13 protein-coding genes are annotated in these 18,116 nt (G+C 65.2%); 3 read left to right on the top strand and 10 right to left on the bottom strand.

Annotated features, from left to right (window positions below; translation table 11 throughout):
- Positions 1-63 precede the first annotated feature (63 nt).
- From J2Z30_RS25095 to J2Z30_RS25085, 3 genes are all read right to left on the bottom strand, one after another.
- A complete protein-coding gene (locus J2Z30_RS25095) occupies positions 64-2,043 on the bottom strand; it encodes an AIPR family protein (protein WP_308280046.1) in 1,980 nt (659 codons plus the stop codon).
- Between the two features lie 503 nt (positions 2,044-2,546).
- Positions 2,547-2,741, bottom strand: coding sequence for a DUF397 domain-containing protein (locus tag J2Z30_RS25090; RefSeq protein WP_044569980.1), 195 nt, complete (start codon positions 2,739-2,741; stop codon positions 2,547-2,549).
- A 2-nt stretch (positions 2,742-2,743) separates the two neighbouring features.
- Entirely contained in the window at positions 2,744-3,616 is an 873-nt protein-coding gene (locus J2Z30_RS25085) for a helix-turn-helix domain-containing protein (RefSeq protein ID WP_044581391.1), read from the bottom strand.
- Between the two features lie 144 nt (positions 3,617-3,760).
- Here J2Z30_RS25085 and J2Z30_RS25080 point away from each other — a divergent pair, with 144 nt between their 5' ends.
- Positions 3,761-4,234 (top strand): ATP-binding protein, encoded by a 474-nt coding sequence (locus tag J2Z30_RS25080; protein ID WP_044569983.1) that lies wholly within the window; start codon positions 3,761-3,763, stop codon positions 4,232-4,234.
- Here the strand turns inward: J2Z30_RS25080 and J2Z30_RS25075 are convergent.
- The 7 genes from J2Z30_RS25075 to J2Z30_RS25045 form a co-directional block, all read right to left on the bottom strand.
- Positions 4,212-7,505: an AAA domain-containing protein gene (locus J2Z30_RS25075; RefSeq protein WP_044569985.1), complete on the bottom strand. Its 3,294-nt coding sequence runs from the start codon at positions 7,503-7,505 to the stop codon at positions 4,212-4,214. The two genes, J2Z30_RS25080 and J2Z30_RS25075, sit on opposite strands and share 23 nt — an antisense overlap.
- Before the next feature lie 193 nt (positions 7,506-7,698).
- A complete protein-coding gene (locus J2Z30_RS25070; RefSeq protein WP_044569988.1) occupies positions 7,699-8,037 on the bottom strand; it encodes a hypothetical protein in 339 nt (112 codons plus the stop codon).
- Between the two features lie 109 nt (positions 8,038-8,146).
- Positions 8,147-9,769, bottom strand: coding sequence for a hypothetical protein (locus tag J2Z30_RS25065; RefSeq protein ID WP_209468822.1), 1,623 nt, complete (start codon positions 9,767-9,769; stop codon positions 8,147-8,149).
- A gap of 185 nt (positions 9,770-9,954) precedes the next feature.
- On the bottom strand, positions 9,955-11,007 hold the full coding sequence (locus J2Z30_RS25060; RefSeq protein ID WP_044569991.1) for a beta family protein: 1,053 nt from the start codon (positions 11,005-11,007) through the stop codon (positions 9,955-9,957).
- 414 nt (positions 11,008-11,421) lie between these two features.
- A complete protein-coding gene (locus J2Z30_RS25055; RefSeq protein WP_052701360.1) occupies positions 11,422-13,749 on the bottom strand; it encodes an ATP-binding protein in 2,328 nt (775 codons plus the stop codon).
- Between the two features lie 94 nt (positions 13,750-13,843).
- Positions 13,844-14,482, bottom strand: coding sequence for a DUF6879 family protein (locus J2Z30_RS25050; protein ID WP_044569995.1), 639 nt, complete (start codon positions 14,480-14,482; stop codon positions 13,844-13,846).
- On the bottom strand, positions 14,475-14,744 hold the full coding sequence (locus J2Z30_RS25045; protein WP_044569998.1) for a hypothetical protein: 270 nt from the start codon (positions 14,742-14,744) through the stop codon (positions 14,475-14,477). Before J2Z30_RS25045 ends, J2Z30_RS25050 begins: the two co-directional genes overlap by 8 nt.
- A 569-nt stretch (positions 14,745-15,313) precedes the next feature.
- Here J2Z30_RS25045 and J2Z30_RS51775 point away from each other — a divergent pair.
- Together J2Z30_RS51775 and J2Z30_RS25040 are read left to right on the top strand one after the other, a co-directional pair.
- A complete protein-coding gene (locus J2Z30_RS51775; protein WP_372453297.1) occupies positions 15,314-15,709 on the top strand; it encodes an effector-associated constant component EACC1 in 396 nt (131 codons plus the stop codon).
- A gap of 6 nt (positions 15,710-15,715) precedes the next feature.
- On the top strand, positions 15,716-17,659 hold the full coding sequence (locus tag J2Z30_RS25040; protein WP_308280044.1) for a caspase family protein: 1,944 nt from the start codon (positions 15,716-15,718) through the stop codon (positions 17,657-17,659).
- Positions 17,660-18,116: the final 457 nt, after the last annotated feature.

Genomic DNA, 18,116 nt, shown 5'->3' with positions numbered 1-18,116 from the left:
CAGACTCGGCACAGCCCCACAACGATGTCGCTGGGCTCAGGAGCCGCGTCCCTCGCTCCGAGGTCATTTGCTGGACGGCTCGTCCCCCACGTCGAGTCCCTGTTCCAGGCGGACAGCCAGCGCCAATTCATCGAGCGACCCCTCCCCGGGCACGAACCACCGAAGGGTGCCCTGCACCGAAGAATCCACCCCCGATGCGAGACGGCGCATCTCCCGGGCAAGACCGCTCGGGGAATACCACTTTTCGTCCGCGTGCCACTGCAGTGGGTGGCGGCCACCGTCATTGCTCCAGGTCGCAAGCGAACGCTTGGGGTCCTCTGCCAGCCACTCGGTCATCTCGCGGCGCTCAGGTTTGCTGTACGGCCGGTACTCGAGGACCGTGCCGTCCGGGATACGGCCCTTGGCGGTCAGGGTGGTGACTGCGTTGACCTGGCGTCCCCGGGTCTCGACCTCCGTGACCTGGTAATTCTCTTCCAGCGTGGGCGCGTCGCGACCAGAGTCCAAGCCACGCAGGGCTGCCCGTACGACCCGCTCAATGCGCTCGGTGTTCCGCACTGCAGCGATGATGTGGCTTGTCTTGCCGTACTCCTCGTCGATGGCGGTCAGCGACCAGGCGAGAGTGTCCCGTACCAGGTCGGGAACCTTCGCGAGCTCTGCCGCCCAGTGGTATTCCGGGTCCTCGATGGACCGGGTGTTCAGACGGCGGAAGACGATGTGCGTGACCAGGAGATCTCCGTAGAAGGCGGCGGCGTCGGCGCGCCAGAGCAGTCCGTCGCGCAGTGCTTGGAGCTGGGCACGGATCGCACGGAGGAGCTGAACGCAGCGCCAGACGCGGAAGGCATTCGGGGACGGACCGAAAATCTCCTGGTAGGTCTCGTCCTCCCACAGGCCGGCGAGGTTCTGGTCCCGCTTGGCCACAGCAGCAAGCTGAGCGTTCGGGCTCGTGGCGGCCAGAGCCTCGGCAGCCTCCGTCATCGAGCAACCGTGCTCCGGATCCGGCGTCGTCTCACCCCGTTTGATCACGTAACTGAGGTGCAGCAGAAGGGCGAAGTCGTCGCGGAGCTGGACCTGTCCCTTGTCGAGGGACTTGAAGTCGCGCTCTTCGATCGGGTTCTGTGTATTCGTGGTCGTGGTCACATGATCGCCGAACCCGGGAGGGCAGTCCTCCAGGGAGATCAGACGCACCATCACCCGACCGTACTGCGCGGTGTCGGGGTCGGTGGTGTACGCCCGATGGATGGCGCTCACCGTCTGCGCACCGTTGACCACGCTGGCCCCAGAGAGCTGGAAGTCCCCGACCTTGCCGGGAACAGCCTTACCGACAGGCTTGATCGTCTCGCAGAGCATGGTGATGCCGTTGCTGAAGTACCAGAAGTGCTCCGGCTGCTCAAGCAGAGTGTTTCTGATCTTGATGTTGACATCGGTCAGGTCGAGGGAGTCGCGGATGTTCCGCGCGAAGAGTCCGCGTCGGTGCTCACCGTAGAGGTCGGCGAGGTCGGGCACGGTCATGGTGCCGTACAGGGCCTTGTAGGGGGTCGACTCTTGTACGAAGCCGTCCAGCCGCACCTTGGTATCGATCTTCGGCGCCGCGGCGTCGCCGAGGATGGCGCGGTGGAAGTCCCGAAGGTCGAGGATCTTGTAGTCGACCATGTCCTCGACCTGGTTCAGCTCCGCGACCTTCTCCTCCAGGAGCTCGCGAACATCCTGGTTGATCGGGGCGGTTCGTATCAAGGCGAGGACCAGCGTGATCTTCGGCGTGCCGACTTCGTACGCCCGCTCGATGTCGGGGACGAATGGCTGGAAGCGGCTGTTGAACTTGGTGAAGTGGCGGTCGAGCATCAGGTTCAGGCCCTGGATCATCTTATGAACCTCGGCCTCGCCGAATCCGCCCTTGCCCTGGTCGCTCCATTTGGCCTGCACCAGACAGATTCGCGGCTGGGCGGACCTGACCTCCACGGCGATAGAGTCAAGGCCGCGGTCATCCTGACCATCGAAGACGCTGATCGCCGCAGCACGGTCACTGCACGGGTGCTCGATCTGCACGGCGAGTGCGGCGAGACCGCGGCTGAGGAACGCCTGATGGCGCTTGTCCTCGGAGAACCGTGCCTGGTCCGTCATGTGGATCAAGCCGGTGAAACGCTCCTCGATCGCCTTGCGGACGTACCCGACGTGCAGTTTGCTCATGCCCCGCTCCCGTCAACACTCTGGCCAACGAGACCCTATCGAGCGAAGAACCTTAACGTTCCCCACGTTTCGCACCAAGGTCAAGTATGAGCCTCGATTTGCAAGATCAGCTGTTCAGCGGAGCGAATGAATCCGGTGGGCATGGGAAGAACGGCAACGCTCAGCTTTCGTGATTCGTTCAACGTTCGACTTTCTGGCCGTCGACACTCGATCGCCGACTGCCAGACTCGACAGCAGTACGTATGAGCCGATGTTACGGATGCGATCGGCTGAATCGAGCGATCGCCATCGCGACGGTGCTGGGCTGACCGCTGGGTGTACGCGGGGATACAGACCACTTGGCCGTATCCCCGCCTCGTCTGTCAGTGCCGCGTCGCGAAGTCCACGAACGCCGCCCAGCTCTGCGCCGCGAAAACAAGTTGAGCCCCCTCCGGCTCCTTGGAGTCCCGCACGTGAACGGCGCCGGGAGTCGTGGCGACCTCCACGCATTCGCCGCCCTCGTTGCCGCTGTAGCTGCTCTTGAACCAAGCGAGTCGCGCGGAATCCTCAGTGCTCATCGTTATGTCTGCATCCTCTCGATCAGTTCCAGGGACTCACGTGGCGTGAGCGCCTGGGCCCTGATGGTGCCGTAACGTGCGGCCAGGATACGGACCTCTTCAGTATCCGTCGCCAGTCGCGCATGATTCTGGACCTCGGTGTACCCGACCTGCGGTTTTCCCTTGGGGGTCAGCAGGATGAAGGGCCCTCCCATGCCAGCGTGCTCGGTGCGCTCCATCGGCATCACCTGAAGTTCGACGTTACGCAGCCGCCCCAGCCGAAGCAGCCGTTCCAGCTGCTCCTTGTGTACCTCCCAGCCACCAAGTGGCCTCCGTAGCACGGTCTCCTCCACCACCGCGGTCACCATGGGAGGCGGCCAGCGAGTGAGGATCGTCTGCCGGTCGATGCGGGAGGCCACGCGTTGCTCGATCGTCTCCTCGTCCAGCAACGGCTTTCGCATCTCGTAGAGGGCCCGCGCTCGGCGTTCGGTCTGGAACAGACCGGGAATGTCATGGTTGTTGTAGAAGTTGATCTCAACCGCCTCCCCCTCCAAACGCGCATAGTCTCTGAACCACGCCGGGTGTCGAACCCGTGCTTTCGCTTTGGCCTGTGCGATGTCCTCCTTCGTGACACTCAACAAGCCATCCGCACCAAGGAGGTCGTCCGCGGCATCGAGGAACTCCGGCTGGGGTGTCCGACGCCCGCGTTCCAGCGACGCGATCAGATCTTCGCTGTAGCCGAGCCGTTTACCGAGTTCCTTCTGAGTCCAACCTGACCGCTCCCGAAGCAACTTCACTTGCTTGCCCACGGCCCGGTTGAGGTCCGCCGCGCTGTCCGTGTCCTCCTGCGGTTCAGGCCGCCGTTCCCCCTCCGGGCCGATACTCGTATCCGTCACCCGAGTCACCACCCCATGTCGTACGCCCGGCCCGTACGGTCACGCCCGCCGCCCCTGACAACCAGCCGAACGTGCCGGTACCAGCACACTGTGTACTGGCCGTCTTGCTGGTCAGCGTAGGAGGCTCCGGCCACGCTCTGTGACATGTCGCAGGAAATTCACCCTCATCAACTCGTCCAGGGCTCCCGCCGCTTCAGCCAGCGCCTCAGTCCCACCCGGCGCGGTGCGCGCCTCGCCCGTCTTCTCGCCGTACAGCAACTCGCCGACTGGGGCTGGGACCACAACAACCAGTCCACGCACACCGCCGCGCTGCTCGTTGCCGAGCTCGCCGCGAATGCCGTGCAGCACGGTCGTGTGCCCGGCCGGGACTTCCTTCTGGCTCTCGTCCTGGCAACGCCCGAGTCAGGGGGCGCAACCTTGCGAATCGAGGTCGCTGACTGCCGGGACGAGCGGCTTCCCCTGCCTGTCTCCGTCGCACCTCCGGGCGCCGAGGACGAGCATGGGCGAGGTCTGCTTCTCGTCGAATCGCTGGCGACGCGGTGGGGCGTTGATCCCAGGCACCCGTGCGGCAAGACCGTTTGGGCCGAGATCCAGCTCAGCCCCGGCGTGCCGTCCTGAACCGCACGGCCGTCTCCCACGCCCGGTGGCCCCGTCGCCCCGGGCACGTCCGGTTGAAGCACCGCCAGTACCAGGATCCGTTCACCCGGCGGCGCAGATCCACCTCGTCACCCTTGCACGCACCGCATCGCGGTGGCCTCGCGAAGTCCTCGGCGTGCTCGTGGGCGAGGATCTTGCGGGCGAAATGGTGCCCCTTGATCGTCAGCATGACTTCGCGCGAGTGGCTCTGGGAAAGGGAGTTGAGGCTTCCCAGCAGGGTTGTGTATTCGTCGATGACGACGATCTTCTGGTGCATCACATTGACGCGGACGACGGTCTGCACCACGTCTCGAAGGTGCTGGACCAGCGCGGTCTGTTTCTTCTGACCTGTGTCGTAGGGGTCCCGTACGAAAATGGTGACACGGACTCCGCGGCGTACGGCTTCCTCAAGTACCGGAAGTAGGCCGATCAGCCGTTTCGCCGTCCACGGAGACCAGATCCATAGGGAGGTATTGGCCTCGGCGAGGCGGGCGGCGAAGGTCTCGTAGAAGGAGATCTCGTCGTCGACCTCGGAGACCTCGACATGACGCGAAAGGACCTCGGCGAGGCGGGAGCCGAATTCGCCGAGGCCGGTGACAGGCCGCGCGGCAGGGGCGATGAGCCGGGTTGCGGGGATAGAGCGGGTGCGGCCGGCGCGGATGAGCGCACCCAGTTTGCCGAGGGCCGTCTCCTCTCCCGAGGCGAGGATTCGGCTGCGGCTGCCGATGACGTAGAGCCTGGTCTGGACGCGGGTGACGGCAACGTTGCACAGGCGTACGCCATCGCGGGCCCAGGCCGTTGCCTCAGAGGCCCGGGAAGCATGGGCCATCCAGAGACCGTCACCGTAGTCGTCCTCGACCGTGTCGAAGATAACGACCGGAAACTCGCGGCCCTGGAAACGGTGGGCGGTGCCCACCTCAGTAAGCTGCCCACCCATCTCGGTATCTCGGAGAGCCTCCAGGGTGGCCTCGGCCTGCACTGAATACGGCGTGACCACACCAGCCGATTCGCTGTCCTCGCGGTGCAGGTCGATGAGTGCGCGTGCGAGCAAGGATCCCGCCGGCCACCATCCTTTGCGGCGACCGGTGCGGTGAGCGTGGGCCAGGCTCTGGAGGCCGTCGGTATCGATGATCACGATTTCGGGATCGCCCGACTCGCGTCTTTCAGCACGCCGCACGACGTCGGGGCCGGGCTTCAGTACGCCGTCGTACGCAAGAGTGTTCGCCAGGTCCATGACGTCAAGCCCGAATCGGTGCTGGACATCCAGCACGACACACCCGTGGTGGTTCACCGCTGCCGTCGGCGACTCGATGCCGAAGTGTTCAAAGACCTCACGCAGAATCCACTTCGCGATATCAGGCCGCTTGCTGCCATCCAGTTTCGGCAGGATGGGACCAATCTGCATAAAGTCGCCGAGCAGTACAGCCGTCGCCTTGGCCTTGCCGACCGCGAGGAGCACTTCGGGCAGGGTTGTCGCACCGGCCTCATCGACCAGAACGACGTCGTAATCGCCTTCGAACACCGCCTTGACAGTGCGGAAACGCGCGAGGGTGGTGGCAACGACCTTCGCACCACGAATGATCTCGCCTTGTGCGTCGCGTGCGAGTTTGTCGTACTCCTCCTGCAACTCTCGATGTCGGCGTTCCAGGGCCGGGCGATTCTCCTTGTCCGCTGTGACCTGAGGCTTCAGCGTTACTGCCGCAGCATGGCGGTGGGGGTGTCCGAGGCGATCGGCCTCCATGACACGTGCTTCGGCCGCCCTTGACAGGTCGAGTTGCTTGGCGAGGGGAGAAAGCCGGACAGCCGCCGCCCTCTCCACTCGCCATGCGTCCTCCCGATCGGTCTCCACAGTGCGCAGGGTCGCCTGTCGGAACGTGATCTCCTCCTTGCTGAAGGAGATCTTGGCGCGGTGATCCTCAAGCCGTGCTGTGTATTCCTGCTCGGTTCGGGTGAGTACGGACCGGGCCTCCGCTGCTTTCGTCTGGGCCTTCTCGGTCTCGGTGCGGGCCGTCTCCAGGCGAAGGCGCGCCTTCTCCCTGTCCCGCTTGGCCCGGCGCTTCGCCAAGCCGGTCAACCGCTCAAGGTCCATCAGGGCACGGTCGGCCGCATCGCGCTCGTTCTCCGCGAGCAGTGCCTTCGCCTCCACCGCTGTCACGGCAACTCGGAGCTCGGCGAGGTCTGCCTGCACGTTGTCGTATGCCTTCCAGTCGGCCTGGGCCTGCTCCGTGGCGCGCACGGCCGCAGCAGCCGCCTTGTACTCCTCCTCCAGTTGCTCGACCCGCTTCCCGGCTTCCTCTGCTTCGCGATCCGCCTGACGACGCGCGCGTATCAGAGCTGCAGAGGTGCGGGTGGGATCGTCCAACCGGGTGCGGTCCGCGGCGTACCCGATGGCATCGAAGTTCGCGAGGCTCCGCTCCAGCTCCTCCAGCTCGCGCGCCCGCGCCTGCACTTCAACCAGCTGCGCGGCAACCGCCCGTCGTCGTTCGTCGACATCGGCGAGCCGTTCGCGCACCATCAGTGTCAGACAGACGCTTGCGTCCTCAGCCACTTCACGCAGATGGGGCGGTCCGACACGGACGATGTGACCGTCCGCGTGCCGCCGCTCCTTCATCACGCCCCACAGGGCGTTGTCCACGGCGACATTGGTCGCGGACACCAGCAGGATGCGTTTGCCGCGCGCCATCAGATCCACAATGGCCCGCTTGAGGACCGTGGTCTTCCCGGTGCCGGGAGGTCCCCACACCAGCCACAGCCCTTCGCCCGTGCATGCGCGATACGCGAGGTCCTGAGCGGGCAGCAGCGCTCCCGGTGGCAGCCCGGTCGCCGCGAGCCGTCCCGTCCCGGCTTCGCCTCGCGCCATGAGGTGAGCGAGAGGGGCATCGGTGAGCGCGGCCAAGCCTTCACGCAATGCCTTCACAAGGAAGCCGGCGGGCTGCGGCTTCATCCATAGATGAGGGTCGGCGGGGTCGGCGAACTCGGCGACACGCACCCGCAGTGCGGTGCCGTCCTTGAACACGTCGAGCACGGAGTGGCCTGCGTCCACACCGCCTTCGTCCGGCCCGGCCAGCCTCAGGCTGTCGCCTTGAAGTTGGTCTGTCGTGATGTCGGTGCCACGTACGTCGACGACGTACTCCCCCGGCTTCCCACTCTTCGCCGCTCGCCCCAGCGGACGCCACCGCGGCTCACGCGCCGGCACGCCTTCGTGCGCGACCCAGGCGTCCAGCGCCGAGACGACTTCTTCCTGCCAGCCCACGTTCCCCCGCTACGACGGCGCTGCCGAGTTCTTGTCCCCCGTGGTACCAGCGAAGTCGAGCGATAACCACAGGGGATCTCGCCAAGGTCGGCCTGCCCATGCCCAAAATGCTCCTCAGTGCGTGAGCGGTGGTTCGGGGGCCATGAGAAAGCCAACCCAGATGCACTCGATCACGATGGCTCGGCGGCACTCCTCAATCCCATGGGGCGGTCAAGCCATGCTCTCCAACGGCCCAGGCCAGCGTGTTCTCCACGGCAGTGACATAGTCGAGCCCCTGCTCTTCGGCAACTGCCAGGAGGCTGGGTTCGGCGAGCACGCTCATCGCCTCGTAGGCTCGATCTTGCTCCTGGTACGCATCTGAGGCAGACACAGGGCGGCCAAGCGGAACGTCGCTGACCGGCGGTGCAGCAGTCAGACCGGCGACCCAGTGGAGCGCCGCTAGCAGGCCCCGGGCATACCCGGCGCTGCTGTACCCGTGCTGGCTGACATGGTTGATCATCGCGATGATCTCGTCATGCCTCCGCAGTTCCATGATGCCCCCGCTTCCTGACTTTTCCTCGGTCCAGCCGAATAGCCGTATGGATCGTCACCTGGCCGAAGGCGCTGCCCCTTGTTGCCACTCGCCTCCATGTGCTGGGGACTCACCCTCGTCTCCACGCCTCCAGCGCCAACCAGACGTCGCGAGGCCAGGACATGGTCATCGGGTCAAAGGAGTAGTCCTCCGCGGTGGTCTCCTTCCACAGGGCCTCAGAATGCTCGGCCTCGTCTGTGAGGAGGCGCGCGGTCGCCAGATGACCCCAGGCAGAGCCGTAGTTCCTCTCCTTCGCGGCCTTCACCAAAGCGGGCCAGATCTCCCAAACCAGGCACTGTTGAAGGTTCCGGAGATGATCGGCGGCCTTCTGAAGGATCACGCCACTCACGTGCCGGTTGACCTCGTGCCACTGGTCGTCGACTTCATGAATCCGATCGGTGTCCCAGCCGTGTTTCTCGACAAGTCCTCCCCAGAACGTCCAGGAACGCTGGGCCTGGTCGCGCGCGTGCTCGGCAAGCTCCTGCCGAGTCAGCCGAGGGAAGTCGTCGTCGTCCGGTGTGACGGGCTCGGATCCATCCGGCAGCAGGCTCGAATCGTCTCCGTACCTGATCCGGGTCAGAACCTCCAGGGACCGGAGGGCAGACTCAATGTCCTCGTCCCGTACCAGGCCGCAGATCTCAGCCACGTCTTCTGCCACAGCGGCCCAGTCGGTCTCTGCGAGGTGGTTGTCCAGATCAGTGGCCAACCAGTCCGCCGAACCGCGACCATCAAGGCCATCCAGGATTCCCTGGATCTCAGAGTCAAGCCGCTCCAGAACGGCCTCGGGGGTCTCGCGTGCCCGCTGGGCCACTACCTCGTGTTCCGCCCGCTCGGCCGCCTCACGGTGCTGGTCACGGGCCGCCCGCACAGTCGGAAGACGTGTCTGCAAGGCACGCATCTCCTGAGACTTGGCCGCGTCGACCTCGTCCAGCAATTCGATCGCCTGCATCCGGTGGCTGGGCTGGACCAGCGGATCTGACGCGAGACGGCAAAGCAGACCCACACTCTCCTTGGGGGCACGCTGGGCCACGGCACTCGCCAGAGCAAGACGGTCCGCGCTCGTGGCATCCGGGTGAGCCACAAGCTTCTCCACGGCTTCGGGTACGTACCCAGCCGGACGGTCGTGCTCAGCGAGGGCGAGGCCGACTTTCATGCGTGTCCTGAGCGGAACTGTCTCGTCTTCGGCAAAGAGCTGCGCAGTCCAGACAGCCCAGCCTTCGCGCACCGCATGTGTCAGCAAGCCCCAGCCGCTTCTGGGTAGCAGGTTCCGCGCTTCCGCATAGCCCATCTCATCCCCTCGGGCCACGAGTTCGGCGGCGGCACGGAGGCGCAGTTCCGGCGGCAGGCCCTTGGTGCCTGCTATGTAGCAGAGTCCGACGGTGTACTCGGCATAGGTATACGAGGGGCGGTAAGCGTCAGCGCTCAACTCTGGGGCGATGCGCTGCAGGCCCTCGTGGAATGGGCCCGGTGTCTGAACCATGAACGATGCCGCTGCCAGCGCTGCCCCGCCACGGACCTGACACGCCCGCAGGCCGCCGGTCCGCCAATTGTCGGCCTGCGTCTCGTCGGCAAGGCGAACCAGGGAAGTCTCGATCACCTCGTCGGGTTTTCTGCGAGAGGCCGGTACGTCGCAGTCCGGCAACAACTCGGGGCGCTCTATGCACCCCGCCACATTGCGTTCCTTCATCGACACCAGATAGATCCTAGCCGTGATGCAGGTGATCTCCAGGTGAGCAGGAGGGCCACCCACCAGGCTGGAACCACCACCATGACGACGCCTGGCCTAGCAAGCAGTTTCGCCGCAGACAAGGCCTGCCACAGAAAACTCTGTACCTGCTGTCACGCTGAGCGCGGGATGCCTCCCATCGAAGACGCAAGTCAACGGGGGTGCCCTGCGAGACAACTGACGACGAACGTCATGTGCTGGATGTTCCCCATCCGGTTCCAAACAGAGTGGTTGCCGGTGGTGACGGATCCCTGGGCACAGTCCCGCAGCCAGCCCTCCCCTGTTCCGGCCGACGGGCCACGGAAGTCCGAGAGGCGGGTTAGGCGCCGGGCGGCGTCGCGATTGATCGCGTCACGGTGCTCGCCGCGTTGCAGCACCTTGGCCAGGAAGTAGGAACGGGCGGTGGTGTAACGGAGGATGCCCCACTCCGGTCCGCCGTTGCCCGAGACCGGGGTCTGGGCGGCGTATCCGGTGGGGAGGATGCCGTAGTCGCCGTAGTGCAGTTGGGAAAGGTAGGAGCGCCCGCTGTGGTGGATCTCGTGCCAGGTATCCCAGTCCGATCGTGGCGCCTCGTGCCAGCCGCTCTCCAGGAAGCCCTCAGGCCGCTCGGGGAAGCCGCCCGCCGCGACAGCCACCGTCCGCCAGGTGGCGAGCGGGACCAGCGCGTCGAGAGCGCGCAGAGCCTCTTTGGCGGCGTCCCGGCGAGAGGGCAGTACGGCGCCCAGATCGAGGAATAGATCGACCGGTCCGATGGGACAGGCCCGGTCGAGCAGTTCGCCCAGCCATGGAACATCCCGGTCGTGCCACTCACCCGGGACCTGCATGCGGATACCCAGACCGCCGCCATGCTGCTCGGCCGCCGCAAGGGCCAGGGACTGCTGAGCGACGGGTCGACGCGGGCCGGTCACCGGGCGCAGGTTTCGCAGGGCCCACCACTCGGGCGGCAGGGTTTCGGCTAGGACAGCGGCCTCGCTCTCGTCAGCGAACGGCGCGTCCAGCCACGCAGGCCAATGGCGGTGCGCGGCGGCGACCCGGCGTGCGTCCTTTCGAAGTTCTATGGCAAGCGGATCTGGCAGCATCCCCGGGCGGCATGGCAAGGTCCACAGCGGAGCGACCGTGGCCTGTATGTCCGGCCGTAGTCCACGGTATGCCTCCACCGCATGCGGGCGGGTCGGCAGAACGGCAACGTACAACGGTCCGGACATGGCGGTCCCCTCGGCACAGTCCGTGTCGTCTCCCCGCCCTCAGGGTGATTTGGGGGCCGAGGTATGGAAAGGGCGCTAATCAGCCACGACGGCGTGTATGCGTCAGGGGCGAGGGGTCGAGGAACCAGGGCCCATGCTTCTCTGCTGACGGACGTAGCGTCCTCGCAGCGATGTCGGCCGCCCCGAGCCACGGCCGGCCTCACCGCGGAGGGGCAAGCGTCGGCAGCGGCTCACCTGGCGCGCCCAGGCACGTGGTGTGCGTCGAGCCCTACAGGAACGTCCGCCCGCCGTTGTCCAGCTCTGCCCCGCCGGGAGCGTGGCCAGCACACCCGAGCTCAGGCTGCTACTGCGACACCCCGATGGGGTCTTCGGCTGATCAGCGCCGGACACCATCCGGAACGGTCAGCCCCCGCCTCAGCTTGTTTCTGCCAGTCGACGTTCGATGCCCTCGCGCACCGCTACCGATCGTGGGTCACTGAAGTCTGCGATGAGTCTCAGCGCCTCTGTCCAGTGCCGACGGGCCTCCTCCGGGCTTTCGCCGAGTACGGCCGAGGCCAGGCCGTCGAGGGCCAGCGCCTGGTGCCATCCATCACCCAGGTCGCAATGTGCTGAGGCGGCCTGGCGGTGGAAGTCGGCTCCATCGGCATGACGCCCGAGCCGACGGTAGACCTCGCCGACGCCCTGCCAGGCCAGCGCCTCTCGGCTGCGGTCGGCGAGGCGTCGGTGGAGTGTGGCGGACCGTTGATAGGAGGTCAGGGCCTCGGCGTACTGGCCTTTCGCCTGCTGGGCATCGCCGAGAGTCAGCAGCCAGAAGCCCTCCAGGCGCAGGTTACGGAGGCTGAGGGCGATATCGAGGGCGGCCTGGGCCGAGGCCAGGGATGCCTCGAAATCACCCCGCTCGCGTTGGACGTCGCTCAGCACGCGCAGGATGTTGCCCTCGCCGCGCTGATCGCCGAGGGCCCGGTGCGCTGCCAGGGCCTGGTCGATGGCGGTCGCGGCCTCCGGAAGCCGCCCGGCGCGGTAGTGGGTGGTCGCGAGGTTGGACAGCGCAGTGGCGGCCCAGTGGGCGGCGTCCTGCTCCTGGAAGGCGAAGATGGCCTCCTCGAAGTGGCGGGCAGCGGGGTCGAGTCGTCTGGCGCGGAGGTGGTTCAGCCCGATCAGGTTGAGTGAGCGTGCTTCGCCCAGGCGGTCGCCAAGGTCGCGCCGGATCGTCAGTGCGTTCTCGTGGGATTCGAGGCTCTCGGTCTGGCGGTTGATGCGGGTGTAGGCCATTCCGAGGTAGGTGTGGAGTGCGCCTTGTGCGGCGCGGTCTCCCATCCGTTCGGCTGCCTCTAGGCCTGTGCGGCCCACGGATGGCCAGCTTGTGCCTGAAACGGAGGGGAACTGCGCGTTCCACAGGACTGTGGCCAGCTGCCACGTCAGTCGGTCATGCCCGGTGTCGGCGGCCGTACGTATGGCCTGGAGGAGGTTGTCGTGCTCCCGCTCGGCCCAGTCCACGGCAGCGTCGTACTCGGAAAACGTCAGCGGGCTGATGTCATCCGAGGCGGGCGTGAGGGTCACACGGTCCTCAGCGGGGTTGATCCAGCCCTGCGCAGCGTCGGCGGTGTGCAGGTACCACTCCAGCACGCGTCGCAGCGCTGCCTCCCGCTCGATCGGCGGCTCCTCGTGCTGGGCCTGGTCGATGGCGTAGGCACGCAGAAGGTCATGGAACTGGTAGCGGTCCGGGGCGGTCTGTTCCAGGAGGTGTGCGCCGACCAGAGAGTCCAGCAGTTGCCGGGACCGACTGATGCTGGTCGACCCTGCCAGGGCCGCGGCGGCCCGCAGCCCGAACTCGGGTCCGGGATGCAGGCCGAGCAGGCGGAACAGGCGGGCGGCCTGTTCGGACAGGGCGCGATAGGACCACGCGAAGACGGTGCGGATGGCTTCGGCTTCCTCGTCGTCGCCGGTGCTCAGGGCGTCCCAGAGGGCCGATTCGTCACGCAGGTCGGCGATCAGGTCATCCAGCCGCAGGTGGGGGTGACTGGCAGCGCGTTCCGCGGCTATCCGCAGAGCGAGCGGAAGTCGTGCGCACAACCGGGCCAATTCGGCGAGCTTCCGTTCGTCGTCGACCGGCCGGTATCCCGCGGTGACGACGCGCAGCAGGGCAACCGCCTCCGGCTCCGGCAGCACGCCAAGCGTGAGCCGACGGGCCCCATCACGGACGGCGAGGCCGGACAGACGGCTACGGCTGGTGACCAGCACCAGGCTGTGCGCGCTTCCCGGCAGCAACGGCCTGACCTGGCCGACGGTGGCCGCGTTGTCCAGGACGACCAATACCCGGCGGTCGGCCAGCAACGAGCGGTATAGCGCGGCGGCCGCGTCGAGATCCTGCGGTACGGCTTCGGCCGGGACACCGAGCGAGGTCAGCAAGCGGTGCAGGGCCTCGCGTGCCGCGACCGGCTCTCCGGGGTCGTAGCCGCGCAGATTGGCGTAGAGCTGGCCATCCGGGAAGCGCTCCCGGACCTGGTGTGCCCAGCGCAGTGCCAACGATGTCTTTCCGGCGCCGGCGGTGCCGGCGATCACGTATACCGAGACGACGAGCGGACCACCGTCCTCGGTGGTGAGGACGGCATTCAACTGGCCAAGCTCATCGGTTCGGTTCACGAATCCGCCCACGTCGGCCGGTAACTGGCGTGGGACGGGGCTGGAGGATCTCCCCGCGTCCGGTGTGCCCTGCGCGTGGAAGTGGATGCCTCCGTGCACACTTCTCGCCTGGACGACGTCACGTGAGGATCCCGACAGCTCGGAGTGGGTGCTGCCGAAGTGCTCGTCCTGTCCGCCTGGCGATGTGATCGGCCTACTCCCTTCCCGCGTCGCTCAGGGTCGGCGGATCAAGGTGCGCCACCTCGCGGTCGAAGTAGGAGATCACCTCTTCACCCACCGCGTAGAGCGCCTTGATGTAGTTCTCCCAGCGCTCGACAAGGTCACGGTCGGTGTAGCGGATCGCGCCGTTCGCAATTCCTGCTTCGGTGTACAGGACTTGGAAGAGGGTGCGGCCGCCCAGCACAACTACTTCCGGAAGCGGGCCGGTGTCCTCCGAGGCGGCTACCTGTTCGGCGGGAACGACCCTGATCCGCTGCCCGTACTCCGCGCGCTGCCGCTGGGAGTGGAGTTCCCACTGCACGTACGGCGTCAGTGGCCTCTCGACCACCCTCACACGGTGAAAGGCATACCCTCTGCGCTCGTCCTTCTGGGCGGTCGCGGCCAGGGTGTCGCGCCGGTCGGCGAGCAGCCGAAGCGCCTCACCCCAGTCACCCCGGCGGAGGGCGTCCCGGCTCGAACTGCCCTGCTCCTCGAAGTGCTGTCGGCGCTCCAGCTTCCAGGAACTCCCGTTACGGACCGCGTCCTCCCGTTGCCGGAAGTCCTGCTTGTAGGCGGTGCGGGTGAGCCGATCGCCCTGCTCGGGAACGAGATCGGGAGCGAGGAGGTCAAGCATCGGGGATGTCCTTCTTGGCCGCGCTGAGCATGTTCCCCGGGATGACGACCAGCCGCTCGTCAGGAGCGAGGTTCACGCCCTGCGGCAGGCGGGGGCCGTAGACGGCCGTCAGATCCCGGCCGATCACAGCCACATCACCGTTGTCGAGCTGCCAGATGTCCGGACACTCGTCATTGCCGTCGGAGTTCCCGAGCTCTTCGGCCGACTTCCCCAGCCGACACTCGAATAACGCGGACGGGTCAGCCTCCCAGGCACGGGCCATGTCTGCCTCCGGTCGAGGTGGTCAAGCACGCTGTGGCTACCCACTGTATCCAGGACCACACCCATAGGTGAGAGGGTCGCCCCCTCGGTCGTCACGTGGATGGCCGACATCAGGAACGACGACACCGACGGCGGCAAGGGTGAAGGCGGTGCGGCATCAGCCGTCACCTCCCCCGTGGGGCCAAGGAGCTTGCCTTCTCAGGTCCCGCCACAACGCTGTCGTGATGCCCGGAACCCACACACCTACGGCATTCTTCGGAAGGGTCCAGACGTCTGCCCCCGGCCTGGCTGGTGCGCGCCCTGGCACTGTGCTGCGGACGCGTCACCGTCATCAAGATCTGACGGCGCGCTCCTCACGCCCTGCCGTGTCGGTGGCCGCCTCTGCTGGACGCCCGAGTCGGTAGTACACCTCGCCCACGTCCTGCCAGGACAGCGTCGGCGGTCGGCAGTGTCCCGCTTCATCTTCGAAGACGATCCAGCCGTGCCGCCCAGCAGCTTAGCGACGCCTGGATACCGTCGGCCGAGCCATGAGTTCGAGCTCAGCAGGGCCCCCACGGGCAGGGATGTCTGATGAAAGCATTTACCCTAAGCTGTAAGCCACTTGACGGGCAATCGGGGACTGACGTGGTTATTCGCATCAGCATGCAGGGCCGGGGAGCTGAGGAAGAGCTGCGGTCGCTGCGGACGTGGCTTCTGGAGACCCCAGAGGTACGCCAACACTCCAAGATCTCGTGGGATGCTACGGCCCCAGAACCGGGAGAGATGGGGAGCGGAACGACCGAGATTCTGCAACTCGTTACTGACAACGTCTGGCAAGCAACGACATTCGCCCTGGCCTACATCTCATGGCGTAGCACCCGGCGCAGGGCCCCCAAGGTGACCATTGAGCATAACGGGAACCGGTTGGCCATCGAGGGGGACGAGGAATCGGTCCAGCGTATCGTGCGTGCATTGACGCGGGAGTAAATAGCCGTGACTTTACCTGATCCGCACAAGTCCAGAGCGGTCCTCATCGGCGTGAGCAACTACGTGACGTTGCCCAAGCTTCCCACGGTGAGAAAAAATGTAGAATCCCTGAGAAACATATTGACCGGGGCAGCGTCATGGAATCTCCCGCCCGAACACTGCGATGTAATCCATGACCCTCGAAGCCCAGAAGAACTCGTCGACCCCATTCTCGAAGCTGCTGAAGAAGCCACCGATGCGCTACTCGTCTACTACGCCGGACACGGAATCAAGGGTCCGAACCGAGGAGAGTTGCGGCTTACGCGCACCACAACACGGCAACGCGCACCATATACCGCGACCCAATATGACGATATTCGCGACATCCTTATTGATTCATCAGCGCCTCGCCGCATCGTGATTCTGGACTGTTGCTACGCCGCCAGCGCTCTGGGCACCATGGCCGACCCCGGTAACGAAATCGCTGAAGACGCGCTTATCGAAGGCACTTACCTCATAGCGGCAGCCGGCGAAACCGAGGCAGCCATGGCGGAAGACGGCACTGGGTTCACAGCCTTCACTGGCGAACTCATACGTTTGCTCCAAAATGGAGTTCAGGACGCCGGAAAGATACTGCTCGACCTGGACACCATATTTACCAACTTGGAGCGTTCGCTACGCGCAAAGTCTCGCCCTCGCCCACACAGGAGAGTGCGCAATTCTCCGGGGAATTTGGGACTGGCATGGAATTTTCACTGGCTAGCGAACCAGCACGTACTCTCTTGGCCCGACCGAGAAGTGACGGAACGATCAGATGGCAACCAGGAAGCCGAGCTGGCCCGTGCACTTCTCGCGCAGCTTGGATACGCAGAGAAGCAAGGCGATCCAGTAGCCAACATTGGGGAGACACGCACAATAACGTCTCCTCGAGAAAAACCTCACCCGCCGCCCTCTCCTACGACCACCCCCGTTCCCCATCTCTGGCCTGTAGTCACGCAGAGACCCGTGGACAGCTTACCGACGGACAACACTTCACGAGCACGCCAGCTGTGGCCCGCAATCCTTGAGGCCGTCAAAAATCGCCGACGCTTCACCTGGATCCTGCTCGCCCAAAACGCACACATCTCCAACTTCGACGGCACCACACTACAGCTCAGTTTCTCAAACCCCGGATCAAGAGACAGCTTCACAGCCGGAGGAAGCGAAGAAGTAGTACGGAAGGCACTCCGCGAAGAATTCAACCTCGAATGGAACATCGAAGCAATTTCCGACCCAGCAAGCACGGGAGACGTTGGACTCCACATTCCGACCGATTCCGCAGTCGGTAATCACACCGCGGGCGAGTCAGTAATCACGCCACCCCGCGGATCCTGGCCTATAGTCGCGCAGAGACCTGTGGAAAGCTTGCCGACGGACAACACTTCACGAGCACGCCAGCTGTGGCCCGCAATCCTTGAGGCCGTCAAAAATCGCCGACGCTTCACCTGGATCCTGCTCGCCCAAAACGCACACATCTCCAACTTCGACGGCACCACACTACAGCTCAGTTTCTCAAACCCCGGATCAAGAGACAGCTTCACAGCCGGAGGAAGCGAAGAAGTAGTACGGAAGGCACTCCGCGAAGAATTCAACCTCGAATGGAACATCGAAGCAATTTCCGACCCACCGACTGCGACCAGACCCGACCCCCGCAACTCAACTGACACCACGGTTCCCCCCTCGGCCATTGCCAATGTAAAACAACATCCCGAAACTCAGTACGAAGCCGAGCAGAGGCCCGCACCACAGAAAGATGTGCAGCGCAAGCTGCCCAGCCTCGAAGTCGGTGATCAGATCACACACGAATCATTCGGGCACGGTACAGTCATCGCCGTCGGCGGCAGCGGACAAAATAGCGAGGCGACGATCGATTTCGGCCAAAAAAACACAAAGCGACTTTTACTACGTTACGCCCCCGTAGTAAAGCTTTGAAGGTACCAACTAGCTTTGCCATCGGACATGGATTCGATCATGTACACAGTCGAGTGCAGCGATCCTCGCCCACGACTGCGAAACCTGTCCCCCACTGATCAGCAGCCTATCGGCACTCACCCTCACCGTGCCGCGAGAGGGTTGTTTCACGGCGGAGCCGCCGGGGGTGGCGTGGGAGCCGTCAGGGGCAGCTCCCCGTGCCGTCGGAGCGCCGGTCGGTTACGTGCGCGCTCAGGGCACCGGCACCGGGAAGGTCGTCTGGACCACCAGCTCACCGGGCATCGATGGTTCGGTTCGTCCCCGTGCGCTGCGCCCCCGGCGGGGGCACCTCGGTTCAGCCAGCATGATCATGCGGTTGACCAACTGGGTGCCTTGGATGAAGAGCGGGAACCAGTCTCGCTGAGTCCCGCTCTTTCTCGTTGCCCACTGTTCGCGGCACACCTGCGACACACCTCCG

The organism is Streptomyces iranensis (assembly GCF_017874715.1).
Taxonomy (GTDB): domain Bacteria; phylum Actinomycetota; class Actinomycetes; order Streptomycetales; family Streptomycetaceae; genus Streptomyces; species Streptomyces iranensis.
The sequence above is the reverse complement of the archived record's forward strand: the minus strand, read 5'-3'. Positions and strand labels throughout refer to the sequence as shown.